Annotated in this window: 9 protein-coding genes and 1 other RNA gene; 4 read left to right on the forward strand and 6 right to left on the reverse strand. The window is 59.8% G+C overall.

Features of this window, described 5'->3' with window-relative positions; translation table 11 throughout:
• Positions 1-245: 245 nt before the first annotated feature.
• Positions 246-510: signal recognition particle sRNA large type (gene ffs / locus VH599_12655), an RNA gene on the reverse strand.
• 302 nt (positions 511-812) lie between these two features.
• On the opposite strand from ffs, the gene VH599_12660 reads away from it, so the two are divergent.
• The gene (locus VH599_12660) at positions 813-2,687 is read left to right on the forward strand and encodes a S53 family peptidase (GenBank protein ID HEY7349156.1); all 1,875 of its coding nucleotides are present in this window, start codon (positions 813-815) and stop codon (positions 2,685-2,687) included.
• A gap of 35 nt (positions 2,688-2,722) precedes the next feature.
• On the forward strand, positions 2,723-3,451 hold the full coding sequence (locus VH599_12665) for a class II glutamine amidotransferase (GenBank protein ID HEY7349157.1): 729 nt from the start codon (positions 2,723-2,725) through the stop codon (positions 3,449-3,451).
• On the opposite strand, the gene VH599_12670 is transcribed toward VH599_12665, so the two are convergent.
• Together VH599_12670 and VH599_12675 are read right to left on the reverse strand one after the other, a co-directional pair.
• The gene (locus VH599_12670; GenBank protein HEY7349158.1) at positions 3,448-5,565 is read right to left on the reverse strand and encodes a hypothetical protein; all 2,118 of its coding nucleotides are present in this window, start codon (positions 5,563-5,565) and stop codon (positions 3,448-3,450) included. The genes VH599_12665 and VH599_12670 overlap by 4 nt on opposite strands.
• 45 nt (positions 5,566-5,610) lie before the next feature.
• A complete protein-coding gene (locus VH599_12675; protein HEY7349159.1) occupies positions 5,611-6,099 on the reverse strand; it encodes a DinB family protein in 489 nt (162 codons plus the stop codon).
• A gap of 220 nt (positions 6,100-6,319) precedes the next feature.
• On the opposite strand from VH599_12675, the gene VH599_12680 reads away from it, so the two are divergent.
• On the forward strand, positions 6,320-6,481 hold the full coding sequence (locus VH599_12680) for a hypothetical protein (protein ID HEY7349160.1): 162 nt from the start codon (positions 6,320-6,322) through the stop codon (positions 6,479-6,481).
• A 19-nt stretch (positions 6,482-6,500) separates the two neighbouring features.
• On the opposite strand, the gene VH599_12685 is transcribed toward VH599_12680, so the two are convergent.
• Together VH599_12685 and VH599_12690 are read right to left on the reverse strand one after the other, a co-directional pair.
• Positions 6,501-7,529, reverse strand: a complete 1,029-nt coding sequence (locus tag VH599_12685; protein ID HEY7349161.1) for a hypothetical protein — start codon at positions 7,527-7,529, stop codon at positions 6,501-6,503.
• Between the two features lie 46 nt (positions 7,530-7,575).
• Positions 7,576-8,124, reverse strand: coding sequence for a carbonic anhydrase (locus tag VH599_12690; protein HEY7349162.1), 549 nt, complete (start codon positions 8,122-8,124; stop codon positions 7,576-7,578).
• Positions 8,125-8,384: 260 nt separating this feature from the next.
• Here VH599_12690 and VH599_12695 point away from each other — a divergent pair, with 260 nt between their 5' ends.
• Entirely contained in the window at positions 8,385-9,986 is a 1,602-nt protein-coding gene (locus VH599_12695) for a trehalose-6-phosphate synthase (protein ID HEY7349163.1), read from the forward strand.
• On the opposite strand, the gene VH599_12700 is transcribed toward VH599_12695, so the two are convergent.
• On the reverse strand, positions 9,979-11,751 hold the full coding sequence (locus tag VH599_12700) for a protein kinase (GenBank protein ID HEY7349164.1): 1,773 nt from the start codon (positions 11,749-11,751) through the stop codon (positions 9,979-9,981). The genes VH599_12695 and VH599_12700 overlap by 8 nt on opposite strands.
• Positions 11,752-11,784: the final 33 nt, after the last annotated feature.

Raw genomic sequence — 11,784 nt, forward strand, 5'->3', positions numbered from 1 at the left:
ACTTGCGATAGAGAGACTGCGACGCCATGCTCACACCCGCCTCAACAGCCTGAGAAGTACCCTGAGAAGTCACGGCGCACCGCGCGCCTGAGCGGTCTTAACAGCTTTGGCAGCACCAGCCGAGAACGCGGACCGGGGAGCGCCTCGCGCAGTTGCCGCGCAGAGTGGCCGTGGTAAGCATAACGAGCAAAGCGGCAGCAAACGCGCGGAGTAGGAAAGAAGGGGGCGGTGGAGAAGGGTACTGGTCGTGCACCCTCCGTTGTTCCGCGCCAACCCACCTCGCTCGACGCTCCAGCTCAGATCCGGCGATCCCGCGGCACCCAGAGCGGTCCACTTACCGCTGCTTCCTCCCGGACCTGACGGGGTTCGCAGGCATCTGCCGCGCAGGACCCGGTCCTCAACGCCACATACCGACAATTGGACCAACTACGTCGAGCCTCGGATGGGAATTCGATCCCGCATACTGAGCATTTCGGGTTCAGGGCAGCCCAGGCGCCCCATCTAGCACGACCTACACATCATTCTATCCGCTGCCAGTCCAGGTGTCAAGAACGAATAAGCCTTGATCCTCTTCTCTCCATCATTCCTGGGGCTAACTTCAGCTTCTACTATAGAACAATATTTCGATTCTGTCAAAGACGAGCGAGGCACAGCCCTTCCCGCAGGGAGGGCGCTTGTATGAACCAGACCACAACCAGGGCGTGATCCATCTCATGGGCAAGCATGCTTCCAACACCTATACTGTGAAGCACAGCTATCCCCGCCTATCTACCCTATTGTCAACGCTGCTATACTGGTAAGCAATCTTTCAGGTGTCCAGCTCTGCGGGCGCTTTGATGATTGCCCATTGGGACTATTGGAAGGAGGGGCGCGGCGGAGGACGGAATCACCCATACCGCGCAATCATCATGCAACTTTTTCTGACCATTTCTCGGTTCAAGGGGCGAGGGCCGAGGCGCAGCGCCTTTCTGGCGCTCTGCGCGCTGCTCCCCATGCTGGCGGCCTGCGGCGGCCAGGACACCGCCCAAAAGCCACAAAGCACACACGTCCCGCTTCCGCCGCTGCCACCAATCGGGCTATTACCACCTGGAGCAGCAGGCGCGCAACCTACTGGTCCGGTGCCTCCCGATACGCGCCTGCAATTGACGATTGGCCTGGCGACTAACCGACAGGCGCTTGCCGATGATCTAGCCGCCCTGTACGATCCCCATTCGCCCCAATACGGCCATTTCCTGACGCCAGATCAACTTGCCTCGCGCTACGGCGCCCCCCAGCAAGCCATTGACGCCGCCAGCAACTTTCTGAAGCTGGCTGGCTTCCAGATTCTCGCGGTCTCCTCGCTGCGCGATTCACTCATCGTCTCGGCCACCGCCGCGCAAATCCAACAGGCGTTTCATATCGGCCTGCAAGTCTATCAGCAGAATGGCTCCAGCTTCTTTGGGCCATCAGGCAAGTTTGGCTTGCCCGACGAACTCGAACAGATTATTGACTACATCCTGGGGCTGAGCGATTTCGGCAAGCCCAAACCCAAACCGCCGACACCACCCGCGCCGCCACCGGCCTGCAAGGGCGAGAAAGGCGTCTCCCCCAGCCAGATAGCAGCCGCCTACAACTATACAGGCGCCTATCAAGCGGGCTACACAGGCAAGGGCATCGCTATCGGCGTCGTCGAGTTTAACGATGACGTTTCGGTAGACGATCTGAATACCTTCCTGAGCTGCACCACCGGCGGCAAGCTTCACCGCACCATCGTTCGAGTCAACGGCGGCGCGCAAGATACCGATGATGACTCTACCGCCGAGGCAACGCTGGACTTAGAGTACCTGAGTACGCTTGCGCCGGATGCGGAACTGCTGGAGTATCAAACGACCTATTGCGCGCAGATCTTCTGTGATCCAACCATCACCCCCTTCCCAGAAGGCTACGCCAATATCCTGAACCAGATCGCCAGCGAAAACCGCGTGCAGGTGGTCAGCGCCAGTTGGGGCGGAGAAGAGTCCTTCTTTAGCCGAGATGAGATTCAAGCCATTGACCAGGCCATTCAGCGCCTGGCGGCGGAAGGCATCACCCTGGCTGCCGCCTCTGGCGATTGCGGCGCTTTTGATGACGGCACCTTCGACAAACTCTCCGTTGATTTCCCCGCCGCAGACCCGTATACCCTGGCCGTCGGCGGCACCCTCCTGGCGACAGATAGCCAGGGGAAACGCACCGAGGAGCCAGCCTGGTCTGACCCCAGCCCGGACAAAAGCCAGTGCGGAAACTCCTGGGGGACGGGCGGCGGCTTAAGCATCGCCTTTCAGCAGCCCGACTGGCAGACAGGGCCAGGCGTCCAGAACCAGTATTCCAACGGCTCGCGCCAGATACCCGATGTCTCAGCAATCTCGCTGAATGTACCCCTCTACTTCTTTGGCAAGTGGTATCGAAGCGGCGGCACCAGCCTGTCCGCGCCTGTCTGGGCCGCAGGCATCGCGCTGGTGGATCAGGGATTGCGCCAGCACAAGAAGCCGCTGGTCGGCGCTCCGCCAACCTTCTATCAACTGGCAAACAAGGGTGGGTCGCTGCATCCTTTCTTTGATGTCACCAAAGGTGATAATCTCTTCTATCCAGCTACCAGCGGTTTCGACCTGGCAACCGGATTGGGAGCGCCCAACCTCAGCGATTTCGGCAAAGCGCTGGGAGCCTTCTAGACGCCCGCGCTAGATTCAGGAAGGGATAGCTATCTATGTGCGAGATGCTCGCCGTACAGGGGAGCGCGCCAGGGGCAACCTTCGCGCTCTCAGAAGTCCTGCCCCTGGCAGCCGAGCTAGAACGGCTGGGTATCGCCGGATTTGGTTGGGGAGTCGCCTGGCGCGACCCTGCAGCCGGGCGAGTGCGCCACACCATTCACCTGGGCGCGCTTCATCCGCATCTGGCCGAAGCGCAAACCGCCCTGGGCCACGAGCGGGCAGACGCGGCGATCATTCATCTGCGCCGTCCAAACCAGCTCAGCACGATTGGTCTGGCCGATACTCAGCCCTTTTACAGCGAGCGGCATGGCTGCGCCTTCGCCCATAACGGCGACTTCGACAGGCATGCCGCGCTGCGGCCAGGCTACCAGGAACAAGGGCTGCTGAACGGGAAAGCCGACAGCGAGGTAGGCTTCCGGCTATTTGAGGAAGAGCTAGATCGCGCCACCGGCGCTGCGCCAGAGGAAGAAGCGCTGCGCCGGGTCTACGCGACGCTTGGTGGGCGCGCCAACCTGCTGGCGCTGACGCCGGATGGTTCAGTGGTCGCCTTTTCCAACTACCAGGAGAACTGGATGTTCTCCTGCCGTCGCGGCCCCTGGAACGTCATCGTCACCGCCCTCTATAGCTGGGACCAGTCCGTCTTCACCATGATCCTCCCTGATGCCCAGGCCATCCATCGGCTGGAGCCGGACGAGTACCTCACCCTCAAAAGCCGTTTGAGCTAGGCTGGCTCCCCCTTGCCAGCAGCCGGGTGTTCGCCCTCGGTATTTTCGCGGCGTTCCTTGCCGAAGGGGCGGAAGAGAAAACTGGAACTGGGGCCAACAGCGGGTCCGGCGCCAGCGGGTCCACCCAACGGGCCGCTCGCCCTGGCAGCAGGAGCGGGCGCTCCTGCTGGGGCTGGGGGTGGCGCTGCCGGGGCCGCCGAGGCGCTGCCTTTGGTCGCGCTGCCGGTCAGCGTGTTAAAGGTCGAAGCCCCGCTGAGCGCCCCCGCGGGCGCCTGCGCCGGGGAACCAGCCATTGATTGGCCCGGCGCAAGAATGCTCAATTCATTGCTGAGGATGCGCCGCCCGATAGCAATCGCCGCGCCATAGGTGGAATCCATGCCGAAGTAGGAGAGGCTCCCCGCGCCCAGGTTCTTGCCACGCGTATAAGGCGTATCCGAAGCGTAGTGCAGAATCCCCAGATCGAAAGGCAGACGTGCAAAGTTAATATTCTCGCCAGTTGGATAGCGCGTCGTGTAAAGCGTCTCATAGACGGCGTTGAGGTACGGGCCGCTCTCCATTTCCACCACTGTATAGTTCGCGCGGTAATAGAAATCCAGATACTGGCGATTTTGCAAGAAGGTACCCTTGTTTGAGACCGCCTTCTGATTATCCAGCACCGAACCATAGATCAACTGCGGGCCAACATCCCCTGCCGTGAAGCAGTTTTCCAGCCAGTAAACGTTCTGGCTATGTTCATCCAGCACCACATCGGAGATCATCACATCACCGATGCTCCCATTCAGCGTAGCGGCTTTCCCCAGAATATAAATCCCGCGCGCCTGCGAAAGATTCTCCATCACCTCGCGCAGCATCCGATAAGCGGCCATCCCCAGCGGATAATCAATATTCATGATGATCGCCCGGCTGCGCGCCAGCCGCTCCAGGCCAGGCAGGCGGCAGCGGGGATCAATATCATCCATGCGCAGCTTCGAGAGATCAAAGATCTGGGCATCCACTTCCACGCCATGCCGCGCGGTAATATTCCAGATGCCGCGCTCCTGCTCCTCAGCAGAACGCTGGTGAGCGAAATCCTTGCTCTCAGGAGTCTTCACATATTCGCGGGCAGCGTAGTAGAGGAAGTTTTGCCAGTTGCCAGGGACACGCCCCTCCTGAAGCTTGCGGCACTCCTCAGCCAGCATGGGGTCTTTACCGCTGAGGGCAAACTTGGTGATTTCCGCTTCGCGCCGCAGCGCCGCCCCGGAGAAAAGGTTTGACAGGCTGTGCGTGTTGCTGGAGACAAAATACATGGGCCGGTCGGCCAATCCCAGGTCTTTGAGCAGCTTATCCACCGGCGCCCACCACTTGCGGGTTGCCCGTATATAGCCCACGTGCGAGCCGCCAATCATCTTCAGCGTGAAGTTTTTGCGCTCGCGGCCAATGGTCAGGAGATTCCCCCACATCTTATCGCCCCAGATCACTTCGAGGCGACGCCAATCATCCGGCGAAACCTGCAAGCGTTCGCGCAGCACCTTGGTAATCTCGGCAAAAACCGGCGAGGCTTTATCTACCCGGCTTTCCAGCAACTGCATCGTCGTCGGGTCAGCATTCAGCAGCCAGTTAAACTTATTCCACTCGATCTGCATCGCCACCAGCACCGGCACAATATCTTCGGTATCGCTGACACTGGCGACATAGGCTGCCAGGCTGTTCTTGCCATCGTAAAACCACTTGCGCCGCCGCGCCGACGCTGTGACCGACTCCCATTTGTCAACATCATAACCCTGCTGCTGAAAGATGTCTTCGGATTGACCCAGCAAGATGCGATTACAACCCAGCACCGCGTCAGGCAGGCGCAGCACACTGTAGATAAAAGCCGACATATCCGGCTTGGTGGAGCGGGCTTCCGGGTGCAACGCGGAATCAATATTGTAATGCGCCTGCACTAATGCCTTCAGGCCCACCTCGCCTGAACTGCGCAGCAGCGTATGGAAAGTGCGAATATACATCTCGACTTCGCGCTTGCCAGCCTCGTGCCGGGCTTCCCCGTTCTCCATCGTCCCCATCTCCATCCCATCGCTCGGCCCGCCCTGATTGCGCTCGCCGCCCGAACGGCGCGAAAGGGTAAACTCTGCCACGTTACATGCCTCCTCATGAATAAAAAGAGCGCGCTCCCCGTGATCTCACTGCGCGAGCGCCATCGCTTTCAACTGCTCCACATGCTCATCCAGATGATCGATCAGCCACTGCTGGATCGCCTGGCGAACGGTCTGCGCGCCATATTTCACATGCTGGCCCGTCGTCTCCAGATCGGCGGGGCGCAGCCGTTGCAGCAAAGCCAGAGCAGTACCATAACCGCTCTCCAGAAGCGCCGCCATCTGCTCAGGCGTATCATGCGCGTGCGCCTCGATAAACCGAACGCGCTCAGGATTGCTCGCCACGCGCCCAAACGCAGCGCCAGGCTGGCGCTGGAAACGATCAATCTCGCCGGACCAGTAGCCAAACATCTCGGCGACATGCGCCAGGTCTTCCAGCGGCGTCCAGCCGCCGGAAGCCGGTTGAACAGCCAGCCTGGCGGGGGAAATCTCCGCCAGGCTGGCACGCAGTTCGCCATACAGACGATTCAGTTCTTCAATGAAGCGCTCCAGGTCTCCGGTTGAACTGGCCGCCATGCGCGCGTTCCTCCCATTTTTCGCAGACGATATTGAGAGCGCCAATCCTTCTCCCGTTTCCTCTCCCGCTCATTGTAACACACATGGGGGAAAGCCAATGGCCTACCGTCCGGTTCCCAGTGTTTGCAGCCTCCACAGGCCATAGCATATACTGTTTCAGACCCCTAAAAGGCGCGCCTTGCCAATGCTGGCAGGCCGCGCGCCAGATTGAGGAACAAGTATGCTTGGAACCTTACTTATCATCCTGCTGCTCGCCAGCATCGTGTTTCTCTCCGCCGGTTTTTTGATGGTGGCCTTGCGCATGGGCAAGAACTTCGACCAGATGAGTAACCAGCCTCCCCAGTCAGATCAGCAGCGCCGCCGAACAGGAACCAGGCGCTAGAATCTCGACACAGCGCCTATCACAGCTTGATAGCCTGGCGCAGCCCTTCTGCCGCAGTTTCAGGCGTTTGCAGCATGAAATGTTCCTGGTAGAGATGCTGAAGAGCCGTTGTATCGCCGCCCCAGATACGCGGCGTCATATAGATACGTGGCGAGAGCCGCACATGCAGCCAGCTATCCTCGCGCCCGGTCACGCCCGAAAAGCACGCCAGATTAAAGCTATAGACGCCCTGCGATTCCAGGTGGCGCAGCGCCTGCCCCAAACCCAGGCAGAACTCATCCAGCGCCGCTTCAGGAAGGTTGCGTAATGTCTGCTGCCCCGGAAAGAGTACCAGCGTATCTCCCAGTACGCTTTGCGAGACAAAACTCGTCAGCCAGGCGCTGTATGTTCCACGTGAAACAAATCGCTCGCCCAATCGCTCCTCTTCCGCAAGCAAATCTGCCCAGTAGGAGCGGCCCGCCTCGCGGTAATAGCGCAGGCTGGCGGCCAATTCTTCCAGCAGCGCGTTGCCAGGTGTATCGGTGGCAAATACCTGAAGATGCGGGTGAATCTGAGTGCCACCAGAGGCCGGGAAATAATTCCAGAACACGAGTGCATAGGTCGTATGCGCAAGATGCTGCACGCGCCGCACGTACTGCTGGCAAACGCCAAAAGCGTCGTGGAGCAGCGCCTGGCTGAACGCCCCGATAGGCACATAATGCGCCTGGCTCATAACCGCCACCGCGCTGTGTTCATCATAAGGCGCAAGATTAGGAAAGATCATCGCTTCCCCCTGCTGCAAGCGCCCCTCCGGGATCACATCCGCCGGAAACCTGGGCGTCACCCGAAAGATGCGCTCTGGACAAAAAGGGCATGACTGCCGCGAAGCCTCAATCAACGGCTCCAGATCGGGCGGACTGAGATGCGCCGCGCCCACATGAGCGACCCGCCCGCTGCGACCCGTCAGCGGGTCCAGGCGCATCTCGCAGGGAATGGCCGTTTCCTGAAAGTCTGCGCCTGGGTCAAGATAGCGAGCCATTTTCTCCCGTCGCTCAAAACGAATCGGCATAGCTTCTCTCCGGCTGAACACAGCGCGGCAGGCTGCTGCTTCGGCTTCACTCGCCGCGTTCGATCATCTCCAGCTTCCCGCTGTGGACATCAATCACCAGCGCGTGCACAGGGATGCCGCGCGGCAGATAGGGGCTGGTGCGAATGGCGCGGGCTGTGCGCGCGGTGTTTGCACGCACATCATGAAACGTCCCCAACCAGCGCAGCAGATCATCCCCCTGTTCAGGGAAGGCTGCCGGGTCCACCCCCAGCGCCTGCATCGAAGCGGTCACATGCCCCAGATCGCCATGCGACAGCCCACACTCGGTATGCCCGATGACGGCCACTTCGCGTACCCCCAGCAGATAAATAGCCCCCGCCAGGGAGCGAATCAGGTCGCCGTTGATCTCCTGCCCTTCAGGAATAGTCGCGCCCGCAGTGCGAAGCTGGAGAACTTCACCGCGATGCAGCCCCAGCGCCTCCTCAAATAGATGCGTCAGGCGCGTATCCATACAGGTAACAACCGCCATCCGTCGGCGTGGCAGATGGCTGAGCTGCGCTGGTTGGTGCTTGCTCCCAAAAGTCTCGTTGGCCGCCAGAATCTCATCAATGACCACGTAGCGCCTCCTTCATATCCTGAACGCCCTGCCTTGCTGTCAGGCGTCGAACCCCTAAATCACGCTTGCGATGATCTCCCCCATGCTATACTGCTATTTAAGGAACATAACAAGACTATCCGCTGCCATTGTAGGCCAAGGGTCAGCGGAAAACAAGGGCTGCGCGTTCTCGCTGCTGCTGCCCTGGCATATGACTTGCGCGCCAGGTATGGAAGTGAAGAGGGGATCAGCAGAACGCGAGCGGGAAGGGGCATCTCACCATGCGGACAACACCATACAGCGGCCAGCGCCGCTTGATTATCGCCAGCAATCGCGGCCCTGTTGAATACAGCTATGATAAAAATGGCGTCCTCAGAACGAAGCGCGGCGCGGGCGGCATGATTACTGCCCTGCAACCGGCGGCGCGCTACGCCCCACCGGGCGGGTTCACCTGGATAGCTGTCGCTATGACCGATGCAGAGCGAGAGATCGCCGAGCGCCAGGAGCAATCCAGAACAACAGCAGACCCCGCTGTTCTATCAGCCGACCTCGCTGGCGCGAACGGTCATCAGCGCCCCAAACGACAAAGACCGAAGCAGGACCAGCCGCTGCCTCCCACGCGCTTTGTCAACGTGCCGCCAACAGTGTATCATCGCTATTACGAGGGCATCAGCAATCGGATTCTCTGGTTCTTGCAACATTACCTCTGGAATACCGCCGAAGAACCAACCTTCACCGCGCAGCACTATCACCAGTGGGATCACGGCTACAAACTGGTGAATCGAGCCATTGCCGACGCCATCTGCGAAGAAGTGGCCCGCGAGTCATCACCATCGCTAGTCTGGATTCAGGATTACCATCTCTATCTGGTCCCCGGCATGGTCCGCGAGCGCCTGGAACAGGAAGGGCGAGTGGAGGATACCATCATCAGCCACTTCATTCATATCCCCTGGCCCTCAGCCCGCTACTGGCAGTTGCTCCCCCGTCACATGTTGATGGGTATCTATCATAGCCTGCTAGCTAATGACCTGATCGGCTTTCAGACCAAACGAGATGCCCGCAACTTTATCGGCGCTCTGCGTGTGCTGATCGAAGATGCCGTAATCGCGCAGGATGAGCGCGGCGGGCGCATTGCCTGGCAGGCCCATACGACACTGGCGCGCTCGGAGCCTATTTCCATTGACGTGCAAGAGGTGCGCCAGGAAGCAGCGCGCGGCGCGCGCCAGTATGAACGGGCGGTGCGTCAGATACTTGGCGCGTTTACCTTTATGCGCGTGGATCGCGTCGAGCCAACGAAGAACATTGTACGCGGCTTCCAGGCATTTGAAGGGTTATTGAAGGCGCACCCGGAATTGGTGGGCAAAGTGAAATTCCTGGCCTTCCTGGTTCCCTCGCGCCAGGGCTTGCCCAGCTATCGGCGCTACGAGCGCGCGGTACACAACATCATCCAAAAAATTAACAGCGCCTATGGGAACGACGATTGGCAGCCTATCGAAGACTTCTTCGGAAATAACCGCTCCAGGGCGCTGGCCGCCATGCGCCATTATGACGCCTTGCTGGTCAATTCAGTCATAGACGGCATGAATCTGGTGGCAAAAGAGGGGGCCATCGTGAACGAGAACAGCGGCGTCCTCATCCTCTCCGAAACAGCCGGAACCGCTCAGCAGCTAGGCGAGGTGAGCATTACCATTACCCCCACCGATGTCGAGGAAACCACCCAGGCGCTCATCCGCGCGATGGAGATGCCCCTTGATGACCGGCGCCAGCGCGCCCAACAGGTACGCGCGCTTGTCGAACGCGAAGACCTGGAAGCCTGGCTGAAGCAGCAGTTTGACGACGTAGAAGAAGCCTTGCATGGCAAAGCCGCCTGCGCGCTCAATTAACCTTGAAAAAGATCGTCGCGTCAGGGGCGCCAGCGCCGGTATCGCGGCAAAGGAAACAGGCAATCTGCACTCGATATGTGCCAAAGCCTTTCTGCGTATCATCATTGGTATGAAAGGGCGTCACATAGGTATGCTCGCCAGCGCAGAGTAGAGGCGGCACAGGGCTAAACATAGCAACACTTTGCTTACCCACTATCTTGTTAACCCTGATGATCAGACCAAGCTGATTATCAGTCAGATTAGCCGTGTAGACGATCATCACGGTATCGTTCGTCTGAAACTCAGGAGTGGAAGCCGTCGGGAAGGTGTTGTCACATTCCCCATCCCCGGCAACCGTATCTGCCGTCGTCGCAATAGCCGTTACGAACTGATCGGTCAGGATCATTTGCGGGCCGGTGGGGGTGGGCGTCACAGCAGCAGTGCGGCCAGGTGTCGCTCCAGGGATAGCACCTGTTTGAGCAGGCTTCCCCCCAACTAGGACAATAATCAGCACCACCGCCAGAGCCACAGCCACCAGACTGACGCCCCCCAACGCAAACCAGAGCTTTTTTGAGCGCGGCGGGACAACCTGGGGCGCAGCGGGAGCAGCTTCTACCGGGCGCGGGCCATATCCCTGCGGATTGGTTGGCGGTTCTCGCATCCAATCTTCATTCGCGCGCTCAGGGTTCCAGCCGCTTGCTGTCACAGCCGCTTGCTGTTGGGAGAACGCCGGGGCGGGCGCTGGCCTGGGAGGGGGCGTGGCCGGTCGCTGCTGAGCAACAGGCACAGGAACAGGCGCAGGAACAGCCGCCGACTGCGGGTAGCCAGCGGCAGGCTGGGCAGGCATAGCAGCATAGCCAGGCGCCGCAGGCTGGGCAGGCCAGGCGGCAGACATGGCAGCATAGCCAGGCCCGGCAGGCTGGGAGACACTGGATCGCCCGATGAGCGCCTCTTGATAAGCGAGAGCAAACGCCGCGACGCTCGGCCAGCGGGTGATAGGATGTTTGGCGAGCGCGTGCAGCACGACTGTCTCTACCATTGGCGGTACATTCGGGTTGAAGCTGCGCAGCGGCGTGGGCGGGGCCTGCATCTGCTGCTGCATCACCTGCTGGCTCTCACCGCCAAAGGGCAGCCGTCCGGTAAGCAACTGGTAGACGACCATCGCCAGACTATATTGATCGCTCGCCGCAGTGAGTTGATTGTAGAAAAGTTCTGGCGCGGCATAGAACACCGTGCTTGCCGTCACCGGGCTGCTGGCAAAGAGGCGCGACAAACCAAAATCGCTCAACAAGAGAGAGAGATTCCCCCCGGCGTCCGTTGAGATCAACAGATTGGCGGGCTTGATATTGCCATGAAACAGATTGCGCTCGTGCGCATACGTCAGGGCTGCGCACACCTGATTCAACAAGCTGCCAACTATTCGAGGGTCCAGCGGCAAGCCGAAGCGAAAGCTTGGTCGGCCTGGCGTAAAGGCATCCTGTAACGAGCCATCAGACGTATAGGCCGCGACCAGATAGCCCAGATCGTTTTGCTGGCCGTACTCATAGAGCGGCAGGATATACTGATGGCGCAACTCAACTAGCCGCTGGGCCTCCTGAGAAAAACGTCCCGCCAGACTGGGGCCAGCGGGGGCTTGAGGGCCAGGCGAGCGCAGTTGGACGATACGCATCACAGCCCGTTTCTGGACTGCCGCCTGCTCGACCAGATAGACTTCGCCATGCTCTCCCGCGCCTAGGTAGTTCTGGAGATGCCAGCCTCCAATTGTCTGTCCTTCCAACCGGGCCATCGGCGCATTCTCCTCTATCTTTTTTCTTCTTCG

Source organism: Ktedonobacterales bacterium (assembly GCA_036557285.1).
GTDB lineage: Bacteria > Chloroflexota > Ktedonobacteria > Ktedonobacterales > DATBGS01 > DATBHW01.